Origin of the sequence: Acinetobacter sp. YH01018 (assembly GCF_013420295.1) — a bacterium.
In the GTDB taxonomy this organism is placed as follows: Bacteria; Pseudomonadota; Gammaproteobacteria; order Pseudomonadales; family Moraxellaceae; genus Acinetobacter.
This window is the reverse complement of sequence record NZ_VOYL01000051.1, coordinates 1-16,046: the sequence shown is the minus strand read 5'-3', so window position 1 is coordinate 16,046 and position 16,046 is coordinate 1. Positions and strand designations below refer to the sequence as shown.

Sequence of the window (16,046 nt, the reverse complement as noted above, 5' to 3'; positions counted from 1 at the left end):
AAATTAAAACAAATTGGGGTGCATGCTCAACCCCGAATCAATAGTCTATAGCGCAGATAACGGGTCAGGCTGTGTCACAAATTGCGCAGTTTCAGGAGCATCTTCCACAAACTCATGACTGCCATATTTGAGTCATGAGAACTTGCCTTACCGTTCTATCTTAGACCGATTTAAAGATAAAGCAAGTGATCAAAATTAAAACAAATTGGGGTGCATGCTCAACCCCGAATCAATAGTCTATAGCGCAGATAACGGGTCAGGCTGTGTCACAAATTGCGCAGTTTCAGGAGCATCTTCCACAAACTCATGACTGCCATATTCGTTATTACTGAGGTTTAAATGCTTATAACTAAGCAGATAAAAATCACTATATTTTTTAATGACCAAGGGGTGCATCCCAGCGGCTAAAGCTTCCTGTTCCCTGAACAGTTTCATCACTTGCCGGTCATTCATGGCCACGATAAAACGTTCGTCATTCATTGAAATATGAACCAGTCCACTGCCCTTGGCAAAGATCGGCATCAGAAATTTATGATTCAGGGCGATGGCGCTGGCCGCATAGCTTTCAATCTTCTGGCTAATCACATTAAATACCAGACCATGACCAAAACAGTCCAGTAACTGACTGCGATTTTCCTGCGGCAAATTGACCTGTATGCCCAGTTTCAGTAAATCTTGCTGACTGACCTGTTTATTGCGCAGCAATTCCCTGAGTAAATTATTCTTTAACTTGGCATCAAAAAACTGGCTGTCCAGCTGCAAATCATTATTGACCAGAATGGCCCCTAAGGCATTGCGGTGTCGGGGCAACAGGTTTTCAATGACTTTACGATAGTAAAACTTGCTGTTCTTTTTCACCTGACGGATTTTGCGATAAAAATAGCTGGCATCAAACTCATGCAATAAAAAGTCATGCAGCAATTCTGAACTGGCCAGTACCGCAATGGCATCGTGTCCGGTAAAAGGCAGGTTCAGGGTCTGAATTTTTGGCAGCACCTGTTCAAGTTTTAAATAATGCGCACGGTCTTCCGGACAGTAAGGGTCATAGACCACAATATATTCACGTTCCGCTGCAACATCCTGAGGCTGAATGCACATATGGGCATTCTGTTCAGGATGAAAGAACATGTTATAGCGCGGGTCTTCGACTTCTTCAGGATTAATGGAATACTGCGGAACCAGCGCTACTATGCGCTTTAAATCCAGCAGGTTGGAATACTTGATGACCGCATACCCGCCCATGGAACCACCATAGCCAATCCGGGTTTTAAACGGTGCAATCAGTTCCTGAATCTGGGCAAACATCTCACGCATCGAACTTTCAGGAAACCAGGATTTCTGCTTCGGCATAATGCCAATCACGTTAAAGTTATACTTATGCAGTGATTTTTCCGCATTAATCGACAGTCCTTTGGCGCGGGTAATTAAATCGCCAAAAGAAAAAATCAGTTCATCCGATGAGCCTTTCAGAAAGATTGCACGAATTTGTTCGTCTTCAAAAATAATGTGTTTATCCATTTCCACACCGAAGCAAATCGGCCCTTTATCAGAATCAATGCTACAAATAGACACCTTGCCTATTTACGAAAAGCGAATATGTTATTTTATAGATGCCATGAAGATTAAAAAGCGCAAAATATGACACAATCACTTCATCCTGCTGCTCAAAAAGGCTTCAGTTCTGCCGCTGAACTTTATCAACAAGTTCGTCCGAGTTATCCACAAGACATCGTCAATTGGCTACGTGATCAGCTCCAACTGGGTGAACAGTCGCAGGTGGTTGATCTGGGTGCAGGTACTGGCAAATTCTTACCTTACTTAAAACAGCTGACCTCACACATCATTGCCATTGAGCCGATTCAGGCCATGCTGACACAATTGCAACACGCCTATCCCGACATTAAAACACTACAGGCGTCGAGTGAATCTCTGCCTTTAACCGCCCATAGTATAGATGCTGTGGTCTGTGCACAATCCTTTCACTGGTTTGCCAATCTTGAATCATTAACACAAATTCATCAAGCGCTCAAACCGGCCGGACATCTGGCCCTAATCTGGAATCAGCGCGATGTTCAGGTCGACTGGGTCAAAGCACTGGCAGACCGTATTGAGCCTTTGGAAGGCAATACGCCACGTTATCATAGCGGTCAATGGAAAAAGGTCTTTGAACGGCAAGCCTTGTTTCAATTACAAAATACCGCAACTTTTCAGCAGCAACATGTCGGCACTGTGGAACAGGTGGTGTCCAAACGCCTGCTCTCTACCAGTTTTATTGCCGCCATGTCAGCACATGAACAGCAGCAGTTAAAAGCTGAATTTGAACAGATCGTTTTAGAGTATACAGGCAAGCATCCTCAAGATGAAATCGCATTCCCCTATGTGACCTATGCCTATGACTTTAAAACACTCGATCAGAAATAAAGGAACCATCATGATGCAACGTCAATTCAAACATTTTGCTCTTCCTGTTTTACTGTGCTCAAGTGTACTGATGACGGCCTGTAATGACCGTGACGGTACTCCATCTCCAAATGATAAAGTTCAATCTGAAGATAAAGTGATGCAGGAGCTGATTACCGAACCGGTGAAAGCCTTTGAAAAAACCCCGGATGATCCGCATGATATCGCCATGCTGACTGACTTTGACACGCGTTTTACCCAAATGAGCGATGAAATGGAAGATGAACTGGTGAAAATGCAAGAGAACGGTTCGCTAACAAAGGAATTTGCCTACAACCGTAAACGTGACAATATCCAGTCTGCCCTGAACATGCTCAAACAACTGGATTTAAAGACTGAACAAGGGCGCTATATTCAGGGGCTGATGGCGGAATACTGGCAAGCTCAAGCCAAGCTTTATGATGAGCACAAAGATAAAAAAGCAGAACCCATTAAAAATTCAGCAGATCAAGCCAAAGGCCTGGGTGAATTTTTACATGCTCAGGAACAGCTGGAACACTGGCAATCACAATATCCGGACATGAACCAAGCCGAAACAAAAAAAGCTGAAGTAGCCAAATCCGGGATAACTGAATCTGGCTATTAAAATTTTGTGTGTAAAAAAGTCTTTTAATCACTAGTTTCAGTATGACTAAGGTCGTTCTTCATATTGTGGCAGACCATCACAGATGGTATCCCACTCGGCCTTGGAGGCCACAAAAATATGTTGCGTCGGCTTTTGCTGCAACGGTGTATCCAGCGTGCCTATTCTCAGGCGATACAGATCGGGCGTATCAGTTTTAATGCTGATAATCGGCGAGCCACAATCGCTACAGAAACAGCGCTGTGTGGTTTCGGTGGACTGAAATTTTTTCAGTAAATGTTCACCTTGCACAATGTGAAAATCGGCTTTTTGAATTGGAGCGTTGGTGGCAAAGGCCGTCCCATTGGCCTTACGGCAACGTTGGCAATGACATTGCACGATGTCGCCAATTTCGCCCCGAATTTCATAGCGCAAACCGCCACACAAACAACTTCCTGTATATCGCTTTTGTTCTGACATAACTGCTGCATTTTTTATAAGGATTGAATCTGCAACTTAGCAGGTTTTAAATCACAGTTCAAAACTGGCCGCATGATGCACTGTTATTTTTGTGCAGCCAGATAGGCATGCACACCCTCGCCTGCAGCACGACCTGTCGCAAAACAGGCAGTCAGCAAATAGCCTCCAGTCGGTGCATCCCAATCCAGCATTTCGCCGCAACAAAACACATGCGGATTGGACTTCAATTGCAACTGTTCCGATAGAACATCGCGTTTTACGCCACCCGCACAGCTGATCGCTTCTTCGATCGGACGGAATCCCACTAAAACAACAGGCAAATGCTTGATCTGCTGGGCTAAAGCCAGCGGATCGTTCCATACGTCTTTTTTAACCAGTTCACGTACCAGATTGGCTTTGGCTGCATCCAGTCCTGCCTTACGCCAGACATTGCTCAACGACTGCTTTTTACTTGGCTGTAATTTTGTCGCCAATTGCTCAATACCTTGATCGGGAAGCAAATCCAGATACAGTTGCATGACCTGACCATTTTTCACTTGCTGACGCAGTGCACGCCCTTGCTTATAGATCAACCCGCTTTCCAGACCATAATGGGTAATCACAATATCGCCCATACTTTTAGTTTGACCCTCTACCCAGGCTTCTACACGTTTTAAAGGCTGGCCAAAGACCGGCTGCATAAACTTGGACCAGATACGTTCTACCCCGGCATTACTGGCCTGAAAGGCTTCAATATCGCCCTGAGACAGCCATTGCTGCCATGCGCCGTCACTACCCAGTTGCGACCAGGATACCGCGCCACAAGCCATAATGATGGCATCAAAAACCTGCTGGCTGTCTTGCTGGGTGGTTAAATCCCGGATACACAATTGCTGACCGTTTAAATTCAAGACCTGATGGCGATAGTGAAATATCACACCCTGTTCAGCAAGACGTTTCAACCAGACACGCAGTAAAGGGGCCGCCTTCATTTCTACCGGGAACACCCGTCCTGATGAGCCGATATAGGATTCAATCCCCAAACCCTTCATCCATTGCTGAATCCAGTTCGCATCCCATTTTTTTACCCAAGAGGCGAGCCATTCTGCCTGATCGTAGCGCTGGATAAATTGCTCGATTGGCTCAGCATGGGAAATATTCAGCCCGGTTTTACCCGCCATCAAAAACTTGCGTGCGGCAGACGGCTTTTGTTCATAGACATGAATTTGATAACCATATTGGCTTAACAGTTCCGCGGCCATTAAACCGGCGGGGCCCGCTCCAATAATTGCAACACGCTTTTTCATAACCAACTCATTCAGCGTTTTTAATATCAGCTTCTGCTGCTCCCGCTTGAACCGAATTTTGCCCTTGTAAAGGCATAAACTCATCAAAACGTGTCGGGTAGCTTTCAGGTTTGCTGATGATCAGTTGCTGGCACAACTCACCACGCTGCAGATACTTAATTTCAAAATGGGTACGCGCCGATGTAGCTGGAATCACTTCTTTGACAAAAGGCAATTTCCAGACTTCAATCAACTGCTGCTGTGCTTCTGCAATATATTCAGGAATATTACTGGCCAATGTGACGGTACCACCCGGCTGTAAGCGTGACAGCAGAAACTCAAAAAATGGCATGTTTAACCAGCGTTGCGCCGGATTATGCGGTTCGGGATTCGGATAGAGAATAAAAAACTGCTGTACTTGAGCAGGCAATAAGGCATGCACAATCCACGGCATGGCATCGGCATGAATCGCCTGTAAATTCTTTTGTCCTTCCAGAGCATGCTGTTTTTGCATGGCCAGGTATTTTTCACGTGTGCGCTCAATGGCGATCAATTTTTTTTCAGGATTTTGAGCTGAAAACAGTAAGGCATGTTTACCTTTACCGGCACCAATTTCCACACAAACGGGATCTGGGCGAATCATTTGAAAATCACGAGGCGCATGCATACGCTGTGCTTGAAATTGACGAATTGGCATAATCAGATCAAACTAACAAAAATCCGCTCAAGTCTAGCAAGAGCGACTGTATTTGCCTAATTGAATCCTTATTTTTCTTCGGAGAATAACATGCCGCGTACTTTTCCGTGTCCCCGCTGTGGCAAACCATCCACTTGGGAAGGCAATGAATTTCGTCCTTTTTGTTCAGAACGTTGCAAAATGATTGATCTGGGAGCCTGGGCCAGTGATGAATATAAACTGCCGACTCAGGATGCACCGCAAGCAGATAATAGTGGCGAACACGATGAATTTTAATCGTCTTGCGTGATCCGCAGGAAAACTTGTCTAAAGGTGGATAAAATGGATTGATCCACCTTAGTCAAATGGATTGGAAAGCATGTTTTTATATTCTAAAACCAAAAGAATAATACAAAAAATCAGAAGGATACCAATCGCCGTGATGAGCAAATCCTGACTATAAATCCCCAAACCCAAACATGCCAACATGAGAATAGTAAATATAAACAGGGCTATTTTTATCAATAGTCGCTTCACAATTCATCCCTCAAAATAATAAACTATAAATCACGTGATACAAGTCAGCCTTTTATAGAGAAAGGTTCATGTGCCTATAAATTTGTTTCTTATTTTCTTCATTACGTAATTCAAATTTACCCATACAAACGACTTAAAAACAGTTTTTTACAACTGTTAAATTTCTTTCGTTTACCGATAAAAAGAATAACCCGTAGTCACTTTTTAAACTATAATCCTTCTACAAGAATAGCAATAAAATTTTTCTTAATTGAACACTTAAAACTAAACTTAAAAACAGTACAGTTGTGCTATAACAGCCTCATCACGATAAAAATGAACAACAATAAATTTTAAAAGCTATAAAAAAGGAGAGCCCCATGGGTCTTTGGTGCTTAAAAATTCTATTTTTTCTGTTTGTCAGCTTCAGTATTGTGGGGCTGATTTTTGGAATTTATACTTATGATGGCATTATTATTGCGATTGGCATTTTATTCATGCTTGCAGCCATTATTATTGCCTTGGAATTAAAACAGCTGCGCAGTGGACCCTTTCATCGAGATTAATGAAATGAATTCATCAATCTCTTACAGGGAAAAAACAGGCAAAATTAACCCGCTTTACCTGCTACAAAAGGATTATGCTGTTTTTCAAAACCAATGGTACTTAAGGGACCATGACCGGAAATAAATTGGGTTTCATCCGGCAAACTAAAACATTCACGTTGAATCGAATCAAGCAGCTGCTGGTGGTTGCCGCGCGGGAAATCGGTCCGTCCAATAGACCCTTTAAACAGTACATCGCCTGTCCATAACAGGCCATAGTTTTTGTTATAGAACATCACATGACCCGGCGTATGACCCGGAGCAAAACGAACTTCAAATTCTTCCTCTCCCAGCTTTAGAACTTCTCCACCTTCAAGCCATTGAGTCACCTCTACCTTTTCTGGAACAGGAAAACCATAACGTTGTGATACTTCCTGAATCATGTCGAGCCAGAAGGCATCTTCCTTGTGCGGACCTATTACCGGCACATTCCAGACCTTGCTTAAAGCACCTACCGCACCGGCATGATCCAGATGCCCATGGGTCAACCATAAGGCTGTTACTTTCAGCCCCAAAGCTTCCACCTCGGCCTGTAGTTTTTCCGCTTCACCGCCTGCATCAATCAAAATGGCTTCTTTAGATTCAGCATCCCAAACAATTGAACAGTTTTGCTGAAATGCGGTGACCGGCACAATTTTGACTTGCAGCATAAGAATGAAACCTCGGAAAAATTAGTGAGCGAATGTATGCTTTAATCCATCAAGATTAGCCTGAAGCAGTGTGCTGAGCAAGGCGATATGATCTGGACGACAATTTAATGCCGGAATATAAGCATATTCTCCACCACCTGCCGACTGGAACATTTCAGCATTTTGCAGCGCTAATTCTTCCAGGGTTTCCAGACAATCTGCGGAGAAAGCAGGACTCATCACCTGAACCGATTTCACCCCTTGCTTGCCCCATTCTTCCAGCAAGGCATCAGTATAGGGTTTTACCCACTCCTGTTTTCCAAAACGCGACTGGAAACTGATGGCCCATTGCTCCTCGGATAAGCCTAATGCATCTGCCAATAATTGTGCCGTGATACGGCAACGATCGGCATAAGGATCGCCTTTATCTGCATAAGGCTGAGGGATGCCGTGGAATGACATCAATAGTTTTTCTGGCTGGCCATGTACGGCCTGATAGTCCCAGACACTGTGTGCCAGTGCCTGAATAAATGCGGGATGCTGATAATAATCACGAATGATGGACAGACCTGGCAAATTGCGCTGCGTCAAAATCCATTTTGCGAGGGCATCATATAAAGGTGCTGTTGAGGTGGCCGAATACTGCGGAAATAAAGGCAATAAAATAATGTGATCTGGAATATCCTGTGACAAGCGATTCAAGGCAGAATCAATGCCTGGATTGCCATAGGTCATGGCTGGAATGACATTGAGTTCAAATTCAGGATATTGCTCTGTTAATGTTTTTTTTACATCAATGACTTGGTCCAACAAAATTTCACGCATGGGAGAATCGTTCTGCCACACCATTTCATAGGCATGGGCCACACGCTTGGGACGAAAAGGTAAAATAAACAGCCGTAAAATGATTTGCCAAATTGGCTTGGGGATTTCAATGACACGCTGGTCGGACAGAAACTGCTTCAAAAAACGACGAACTGCAGGGACCGTGGGTTGATCCGGCGTACCCAAATTGGCCAAAATAATCGTGACTTTTGTTTTAGCTGCAGAAGACATCAGACCTTTTTCCAATAGAAATGAACTGCTTTACTTTAACAGCTTTCTGCACTTTCTTTATATGGATTAAAATGCAGATTTAAATTGAAAAACACGATCATTATCAAGCAAATTACTTTCAAGTAGCTTTTGTCCCTTGAGGGTCAGCTGCCAGAGCATCCGTTGACGGTCATCACGGCCTGACGGGACAATCCAGTCATTTTGACGCATTTGCAGTTTAATACTGTGTAAGGCACGAATATTAATTTGTGCACGGGCAACGGCATGGGCACGTGGCATTTCCACCCGGGCATCAGCCAGCCCAGTATCATTCAAGTAATCATTGATACATTTGGAAAAATATTCTTCTGGTGTTGGATTGACAAACATGCTGCCCAAAATAGACAGGAGCTGAGCCCAAGTGAGCTTCTTCTGAATTTTCAGTTCCTTAAAATTACCATCTTGATAGGCATGCATACGATATTCAAAAGAAAATACTTCTTGCATGGACACTTTAGGCAAGGACAGGAACGGGTCGACTTCCCGTTTTCCGACTTCGGTTTCAAGCTGCTCAATTTTAGCTTTCAGTTGATCAATTTCATCATGTAAAGCCTGGGTGTTTTGCGGTCTAACCCATCCCGATACCGGATAACGCTCCAGCATTTGTGGCATGTTCAAACGCACGGCCATTTCCAGATCACGCAGGCTACGGTAAGTAAAAACCTGATCCACTTCTTGCTGTAATAATTTGCGGAATTCTAAAAATTTTTCGCGCAATTCAGGTTTTTGGTCATGCAAAGACTCATCACGTGAGGCAGGATCTTCATGCATAAACACAATAATCGGTTTCTGTTTGGTGACTGCATAAATATATTCCAGATGCATATAACCTACACCTGACACAGACTGTTCACCATATTGACTGCCCAGCAGCAGGATCACATAGTCACAATCATCAATCTGACGCCGTGCAAACGCGGTGCTTAAAGGTGTCCGTTGTTCTAAGCCCCAGGAAAAGAACCCCATGCCTACTAAAGTTTGAGCTAAAACAATTCGTTCCGGCTGCATTTCACTGCCAGAAGTGGTAATAAAAACCTGATAACGCTTATCGAGCATTGGTTATCCTCTTCCAATTGCTTATTATATCCTGACAAACTCATCTCTGAGCAATCACAATATAATTCAACACCCCAATATAAATATTTTTCTAATATATTTCAGAACACTAGCTGTATTTCTTTACTTATTCAACACCCATATTGCTCAAATTCCACGTTAAATCTTCTGGAATGAGGAACTGCAACACGGTTTTTAAATGTTCTGCATTATTGCCACTCACATAGCACTCAATAGCTAAGCCATTATTTCGATCTTGCTCAAATAACAATTGATTTTTAATCAAAATACGGGCGGTTTGTCGCGCAACTGCCAGCCCAGAGTCAATTAATGTCAGTTTCTGACCAAATATAGACTGAATTGCAGGTTTTAGGAAGGGATAATGTGTACACCCCAAAACTAAATAGTCGGCCCCCTGATCGACCACCGGTTGCAAAATTTCTTTTAAGGTGGTTAAACATGCCTGGCTCATCTGTGCACCACTTTCCACAAAGGGCACCAAATCCAGACAAGTGACAGGAATAACCTTCACATTAGCAGGAATTGCGAAACGCTGGATGACGTCTTTAATCAGCTGACCACGAAAGGTTGCAGGCGTGGCAAGCACCGCCACGGTTTTGGATTTAGTTTGCAAAACGGCCGGTTTCAGTGCTGGTACCAGACCGATAATTGGAAAATTTTCTCCATAATGATCACGTAAATAATCCAGACTGAATGCAGAAGCAGTATTGCAGGCTACCACCGCGACTTTACATCCTTTCCGATACAGCCATTCAATTGCATGCGCCGTAAGCTCACGAATTTCCTGATCTTTTCGCGGCCCATACGGCACATGTGCAGTATCGGCATAATAAACAATACGTTCTTTGGGTAAATGTCTGGCAATTTCTTGTGCTACAGACAAGCCACCTATTCCAGAATCAAAAATCCCGATGGGTGCATCAGCTTGTGCCTTGGGCATTGGATCGATTAAAGGATAAACAGGATGAATGGCTGTCATGGTTTCACTTTCAGCAGTTCAAGAAATCGGAAAATCAAAGCTTAAACCTCAGGTGCCTAATTGCAAGTAAAAATCGCCACTTTGTAAGCTTAAAATGGTTTCATTTTTGTCATTTTCAAGCAGCTCTCCCATTTCAATTAAATGAAAAAAAGCAGAGCGTTGAATTAAGGCGTTAATCCCGAAACGCACGTGTACATAAGGACGTAATTCACTTTCATATTCACGCATAAAAACTGCATGCTCCTGATCGACAATCACTATATCCTGGGTGGTCGTGGTGAATTGAATATAGGTCTTTCCATCAATCTCGATCTGGTCGACCTGATTGACAAATAAAGGCTCATCTTCCACCTCAATCTCAACCTGCTCAACCGGGGTTTTTAAGTAGACTTTGCCCTGTTCTTTCCAGAGCACGGTTGAGAACAAGTCAATCAGGGCTTGTCGTTTGATCAATTGACCTTCGTGCCACCATTCTCCATTGGCTTTTACCTTTAAATCCATTGCCCCACAATGCTTTGGGTTGAATTGATCCAGAGGTGGGATTGACCTTTTGTGACCGGCCTGTGCATCTTTTAAGTATTGTGCAATGCCTTTTAAATTTTTATCATCGCCAATAGCTACTTTTTTCGTCGAATTTGGTGAATTATTTTGATTAATCATGACTAAAGACCCTGCTGACGGAAAAATAATATGATTCAGCCAATTGGCTAGATCAAGGTTTAAAACTATACTAGCCCACAATATAAAAGGCACGATACTAAAATTGTGTCTGGGCATACAGAACACTCATGGCAGCACCGGAATAATGACGGTCGCCACCTTCTAATGATATGAGGAATCCTACATGGAACACATCGAACGTGAATCGATGGAGTTTGACGTCGTCATCGTAGGTGCAGGACCGGCCGGTCTTTCTGCAGCGATCAAGATCCGTCAACTTGCAATTGAAAACAACCTGAACGATCTGTCGGTTTGTGTGGTGGAAAAAGGCTCTGAAGTCGGTGCGCACATCTTGTCCGGTGCGATACTGGAACCACGTGCCATGAATGAGCTGTTCCCGAACTGGAAGGAAGAAGGTGCACCTTTAAATGTTCCAGTGACCGAAGACAAGACCTATTTCCTGCTCTCGGATGAAAAATCACAAGAAGCGCCACACTGGATGGTGCCTAAAACCATGCATAACGATGGCAACTATGTTATCTCGCTCGGCAACGTGGTGCGCTGGTTGGGTCAAAAAGCGGAAGAGCTGGAAGTATCGATCTTCCCGGGTTTTGCCGCTGCTGAAATTCTGTACCATGCAGATGGTTCGGTGAAAGGCATTCAAACCGGTGACATGGGCATTGGCAAGGATGGCGAACCGACACATAACTTTACTCCGGGCTATGAACTGCATGCCAAATACACCCTGTTTGCTGAAGGCTGTCGTGGCCACCTCGGCAAGCGTTTAATTGCCAAATACAACCTCGATAAAGATTCAGATCCACAACATTATGGTATCGGGATCAAAGAGCTGTGGGAAATCGACCCTGCGAAACACAAGCCAGGTCTGGTGATGCACGGTGCAGGCTGGCCATTGTCTGAAACAGGCTCTTCAGGCGGCTGGTGGTTGTATCATGCGGAAAACAATCAGGTGACTTTAGGCATGATTGTCGATCTATCCTATACCAACCCGCATATGTATCCTTTTATGGAAATGCAGCGCTGGAAAACCCATCCGCTGATCAAGCAGTATCTGGAAGGTGGCAAACGTATTTCTTATGGCGCGCGTGCCGTGACCAAAGGCGGCTTTAACTCGCTACCGAAATTTACCTTCCCGGGCGGATCGCTGATTGGTGACGATGCCGGCTTCCTGAACTTTGCCAAAATCAAGGGCTCACATACCGCGATGAAATCCGGCATGCTCTGCGGTGAAGCAGTGTTTGAAGCAATTGCTGCCGGTGTAGCAAAAGGTGGTGATCTGGCGGTTGCGCGTGTGACTGAAGGTGAAGACTTATTTGCCAAAGAACTCACGGCTTATACCGACAAGTTCAACAACAGCTGGCTAAAAGAAGAGCTGTATAACTCGCGTAACTTTGGCCCCGCGATGCACAAGTTTGGCCAGTGGATCGGTGGTGCGTTTAACTTTATCGACCAGAACGTATTTAAAGTACCGTTTACCCTGCACGACCTGGTAACAGACTTCAGTGCCTTGAAAACCGTGGATGCGGTGAACTTTAAGCCGAACTATCCAAAACCGGATGGCAAGTTGACCTTTGACCGTTTGTCTTCGGTGTTTGTATCCAACACTGTGCATGAAGAAAACCAGCCTGCTCACCTAAAACTGACCGATGCTTCAATTCCAGTGAATGTGAACCTGCCAAAATGGGATGAACCGGCGCAGCGCTACTGCCCTGCGGGTGTATACGAAATCATGGAAAATGATGACGGTTCTAAACGCTTCCAAATCAATGCAGCCAACTGTGTACACTGCAAGACCTGCGACATCAAGGATCCTTCACAGAACATCACTTGGGTAACACCAGAAGGTGGCGGTGGTCCTAATTACCCGAATATGTAATCCTCATATAAGATAAAAATAAACCCGCTAAAAAGCGGGTTTATTTTTGAGAGATTAAAACAACTTAAAATTTAAGTCGTAAGTGATGAATCAATCTTTCAATCACACATCTCTAATCACGTGTTTTAAATAAAAAATCATTAACCCTTCTGTACCAGATAATGAAACTCTTTATTGCCATTTTCATCTAAACGTTCTTCTTGTAATAACAGCTCATGTCCCAAATGCATACAGAATTTTGGAATATCCCAAGAAGTTGAATTATCCGTTGCGAATACTTCCACCACATCGCCAGACTTGGATTTACGAATGGCCTGATGCAGCATCATCACCGGTTCCGGGCAACGTAGTCCACGGGTATTTAATTGAATGCTTGGCGTAACAGAGGGTTCAGACATCAGAAAACTCAGGTTTAAAAGCTGCGGTTATTTTAGCATAAACATACAGGTCCGGTGATATACAGGAAAATGAAGGAGATAGCCTGGTTTTCTGACTCAATTGCCTGTGATTTAGATGAAGATTAGCGATAGACAACTGTATTTTCTACGGTATGATTAAAATTACATTTTTTAGATATTAAGCGTCTTTAGGAAAGATCATGCACGAGGAATCAGGCCCGTCGTGGGGCATGCGCGGCTTACGCAAATGGCTGGGTACAGCACCCGAAACTCGCGACGAACTGTTAAAATTAGTACAAGATTCACGTCGTTTTTTAGAACCCGATACTGTTGCCATGCTTGAAGGCGTACTTGACCTTCCGGCAACCAAAATTCGCGAGGTCATGACCCCACGAACCGCCATGATCAGCTTGCAAGAAGATGATCAGCTGCTCGATATTCTGCATGTTCTGGTGGAATCTGCACATTCACGTTTTCCTGTTTTTTCATCTGATCAACCGGATAATGTGGTCGGCATTTTATTGGCCAAAGACCTGCTGCCTTTTTTGACCGAACCCACCTCTAAAGTAGATATCCGCGCACTCATGCGCCAACCGCTGTTTGTACCGGAAAGTGCGCGTTCCGATCAGGTTATGCGGATGTTGAAAAACACCCAGACCCATATTGCAGTAGTGATTGATGAATATGGCACCACTTCAGGTCTGGTCACTTTAGAAGATATTCTGGAAGAAATTGTCGGTGAAATTGAAGATGAACACGACAAGGTCGATGAAGAAGCCCAGTACATTATTCCCGATAACGATCCACACACGGCGAATACCTGGCTGGTTCAGGCACTTACACCAATTGAACACTTTAACAATGTTTTAGATGCTGATTTTTCCGATGATGAAGTAGAAACTGTCGGCGGTTTATTGCTTCAAGAAATGGGTCTAGTCAGCGATTTACAAGGTCAAGTGATTGAACTTGAGAATTGGGAATTTACCATTTTAGAAGCAGATGCACGTACTATTCATCTGATTCGAGCTGTCCGTAAATGAGAACTTACTTTGATAAGCTGTTAAATTCATCTCAACAACACAAGCAGCTCCCTTTTATTTATCCCTTTTTCATTTCGCTTTTTTCAGGTGCCTTATTCAGTTTTGCACTGGCACCTTATTATTACTGGTGGCTGGCCATATTGTCTCCAGCTTTGCTCTATGCTTCACTGCGTAAACGCTCTGCTCCACAGGCTTTTTTTATTGGCTGGGCTTATGGCTTTGGCTTGTGGTTTGTCGGTGCCTTCTGGCTGTATACCTCAATCCATGTCTATGGCGATACCAGTGCTTTCCTAAGCGTACTGATGATTGTCTTTATGGCCTTGGTGATGGGACTATTTACCGCGCTGCAAACCTGGATCTATCGCCGCTTTTTCCCGGAAACACCCCTGACTTTTGCACCGCTGTGGATATTCTTCGAATGGGCTAAAACCTGGGTATTTACCGGTTTCCCATGGCTATTTGTCGGTTATGCCTTTACCGAACGTTTCCTAGATAACTATGCACCCTTATTCGGTATTTTCGGTGTATCGTTTGTGGTGATTATACTGGCCTGTGCGCTGGTGGAAATCATCAATAAACGTGTGTTTTGGATCATCCCCTCTGCCATCTTACTGCTGGGTGCCTGGGGTGCTTCTTATCTTCAATTTGTTGAAAAAAAAGGTGAGAAACCGCTTTCCGTTTCCCTGATTCAGGGCAATATTCCGCAAGACCTGAAATGGCTGACCGAATACCAGGTCAAAACCTTGATGATCTACGCCAGTTTAAGCCGGACTGAATGGGGACGGGATCTGATCGTCTGGCCGGAATCTTCCATTCCAATGTTCCAGACTGATATTGAACCCTTTCTGGATGCCATGAAAGTTCAGGCCAATAAAACCGGAACAGCGTGGGTGACGGGTATCCCCTACTGGGATTTAAAAGAATCACAAGTTGAACAACACCCCATGTACTACAACAGCATTATGGCAAGTGGTGATGAGTCGCATGGTCTGTATAAAAAACAGCGTCTGGTTCCATTTGGCGAATATGTACCTTTATCGGGCTGGCTCAGCTGGGTACTGCCTGCATTACAGAATGACCCGTCTATGAGCGGTTTTTCTCGCGGAGCACGCGACCAGAAACCGTTAAATGTGAAAAATCATGCGCTGGGTGCGGCCATTTGCTATGAAGTCGCTTATCCTAACCTGACCCGTCGTAATGCCAGTCAAAGCGATTATTTGGTTACGGTGTCCAATGATGCCTGGTTTACCGGAACGGCGGGACCTTGGCAGCATTTGCAGATGGTACAGATGCGGGCCAAGGAAAATGGACGCTGGTTTATTCGTGCTACCAATACCGGGGTGACGGCATTTATTGATCATCACGGACATATTGTCAAACAGGCACCGACCGATCAAACTGCGATTCTTCGTGGTGAACTACCTGCCATGCAGGGCGAAACCTTGTATATGCGCTTAAGTGATTGGCCAGTATTGATTGTGTCATTATTGCTATTACTACTGGGTTGGCGCTTCCGTCCACGTAAGGTGGATGTGTCGTTTAAATCACGGCGCTAGCTTTAAGTGTTCCCTCTCCTTCTAGGCATAGGTATCTACACAATTTCCGAGCTTTGCGTTAAATTGAAGAGCATGCTCTTCAATTTCACATCTCTGGTCTGGATCAGCGTCTTGTCAAACGCTATAACAGCCTTGTAAAACTCAATATGAA

17 protein-coding genes are annotated in these 16,046 nt (G+C 44.2%); 7 read left to right on the top strand and 10 right to left on the bottom strand.

Features of this window, described 5'->3' with window-relative positions:
• Positions 1-237: 237 nt before the first annotated feature.
• Positions 238-1,518: a hypothetical protein gene (locus FTT83_RS13620; protein ID WP_180176752.1), complete on the bottom strand. Its 1,281-nt coding sequence runs from the start codon at positions 1,516-1,518 to the stop codon at positions 238-240.
• A gap of 120 nt (positions 1,519-1,638) precedes the next feature.
• Between FTT83_RS13620 and FTT83_RS13615 the strand changes: the two genes are divergently transcribed.
• Together FTT83_RS13615 and FTT83_RS13610 are read left to right on the top strand one after the other, a co-directional pair.
• On the top strand, positions 1,639-2,421 hold the full coding sequence (locus FTT83_RS13615) for a class I SAM-dependent methyltransferase (protein ID WP_180176751.1): 783 nt from the start codon (positions 1,639-1,641) through the stop codon (positions 2,419-2,421).
• 13 nt (positions 2,422-2,434) lie between these two features.
• Complete coding sequence (locus FTT83_RS13610; RefSeq protein WP_180176753.1) at positions 2,435-3,046, top strand: hypothetical protein; 612 nt, start codon at positions 2,435-2,437, stop codon at positions 3,044-3,046.
• A gap of 45 nt (positions 3,047-3,091) precedes the next feature.
• Here FTT83_RS13610 and FTT83_RS13605 read toward each other — a convergent pair whose 3' ends face one another.
• From FTT83_RS13605 to FTT83_RS13595, 3 genes are all read right to left on the bottom strand, one after another.
• A complete protein-coding gene (locus FTT83_RS13605) occupies positions 3,092-3,502 on the bottom strand; it encodes a GFA family protein (RefSeq protein ID WP_086195260.1) in 411 nt (136 codons plus the stop codon).
• An 83-nt stretch (positions 3,503-3,585) separates the two neighbouring features.
• A complete protein-coding gene (locus FTT83_RS13600; RefSeq protein ID WP_086195259.1) occupies positions 3,586-4,788 on the bottom strand; it encodes a TIGR03862 family flavoprotein in 1,203 nt (400 codons plus the stop codon).
• Between the two features lie 7 nt (positions 4,789-4,795).
• The gene (locus FTT83_RS13595; RefSeq protein ID WP_171263157.1) at positions 4,796-5,470 is read right to left on the bottom strand and encodes an SAM-dependent methyltransferase; all 675 of its coding nucleotides are present in this window, start codon (positions 5,468-5,470) and stop codon (positions 4,796-4,798) included.
• A gap of 84 nt (positions 5,471-5,554) precedes the next feature.
• On the opposite strand from FTT83_RS13595, the gene FTT83_RS13590 reads away from it, so the two are divergent.
• Complete coding sequence (locus FTT83_RS13590) at positions 5,555-5,740, top strand: DNA gyrase inhibitor YacG (protein WP_180176750.1); 186 nt, start codon at positions 5,555-5,557, stop codon at positions 5,738-5,740.
• Between the two features lie 599 nt (positions 5,741-6,339).
• Positions 6,340-6,525, top strand: coding sequence for a hypothetical protein (locus FTT83_RS13585; protein ID WP_166169465.1), 186 nt, complete (start codon positions 6,340-6,342; stop codon positions 6,523-6,525).
• Positions 6,526-6,569: 44 nt separating this feature from the next.
• Here FTT83_RS13585 and FTT83_RS13580 read toward each other — a convergent pair whose 3' ends face one another.
• The 5 genes from FTT83_RS13580 to FTT83_RS13560 all read right to left on the bottom strand — a co-directional run bounded on the left by FTT83_RS13580 (position 6,570) and on the right by FTT83_RS13560 (position 11,004).
• On the bottom strand, positions 6,570-7,214 hold the full coding sequence (locus FTT83_RS13580) for an MBL fold metallo-hydrolase (RefSeq protein WP_180176749.1): 645 nt from the start codon (positions 7,212-7,214) through the stop codon (positions 6,570-6,572).
• Positions 7,215-7,235: 21 nt separating this feature from the next.
• Complete coding sequence (gene hemH / locus FTT83_RS13575; protein ID WP_086195254.1) at positions 7,236-8,249, bottom strand: ferrochelatase; 1,014 nt, start codon at positions 8,247-8,249, stop codon at positions 7,236-7,238.
• A gap of 66 nt (positions 8,250-8,315) precedes the next feature.
• Positions 8,316-9,344 (bottom strand): DUF4062 domain-containing protein, encoded by a 1,029-nt coding sequence (locus tag FTT83_RS13570; protein WP_180176748.1) that lies wholly within the window; start codon positions 9,342-9,344, stop codon positions 8,316-8,318.
• A gap of 127 nt (positions 9,345-9,471) precedes the next feature.
• The gene (murI, locus tag FTT83_RS13565) at positions 9,472-10,344 is read right to left on the bottom strand and encodes a glutamate racemase (protein ID WP_086195252.1); all 873 of its coding nucleotides are present in this window, start codon (positions 10,342-10,344) and stop codon (positions 9,472-9,474) included.
• A gap of 48 nt (positions 10,345-10,392) precedes the next feature.
• Positions 10,393-11,004 (bottom strand): DUF1285 domain-containing protein, encoded by a 612-nt coding sequence (locus FTT83_RS13560; RefSeq protein ID WP_086195251.1) that lies wholly within the window; start codon positions 11,002-11,004, stop codon positions 10,393-10,395.
• Between the two features lie 184 nt (positions 11,005-11,188).
• Between FTT83_RS13560 and FTT83_RS13555 the strand changes: the two genes are divergently transcribed.
• Complete coding sequence (locus FTT83_RS13555) at positions 11,189-12,901, top strand: electron transfer flavoprotein-ubiquinone oxidoreductase (protein ID WP_086195250.1); 1,713 nt, start codon at positions 11,189-11,191, stop codon at positions 12,899-12,901.
• 140 nt (positions 12,902-13,041) lie between these two features.
• On the opposite strand, the gene tusA is transcribed toward FTT83_RS13555, so the two are convergent.
• On the bottom strand, positions 13,042-13,299 hold the full coding sequence (tusA, locus tag FTT83_RS13550; protein ID WP_086195249.1) for a sulfurtransferase TusA: 258 nt from the start codon (positions 13,297-13,299) through the stop codon (positions 13,042-13,044).
• A 200-nt stretch (positions 13,300-13,499) separates the two neighbouring features.
• Here tusA and FTT83_RS13545 point away from each other — a divergent pair, with 200 nt between their 5' ends.
• Together FTT83_RS13545 and lnt are read left to right on the top strand one after the other, a co-directional pair.
• On the top strand, positions 13,500-14,339 hold the full coding sequence (locus FTT83_RS13545) for an HlyC/CorC family transporter (protein ID WP_086195248.1): 840 nt from the start codon (positions 13,500-13,502) through the stop codon (positions 14,337-14,339).
• Positions 14,336-15,895, top strand: a complete 1,560-nt coding sequence (gene lnt / locus FTT83_RS13540) for an apolipoprotein N-acyltransferase (protein WP_086195247.1) — start codon at positions 14,336-14,338, stop codon at positions 15,893-15,895. Before FTT83_RS13545 ends, lnt begins: the two co-directional genes overlap by 4 nt.
• Positions 15,896-16,046 lie beyond the last annotated feature (151 nt).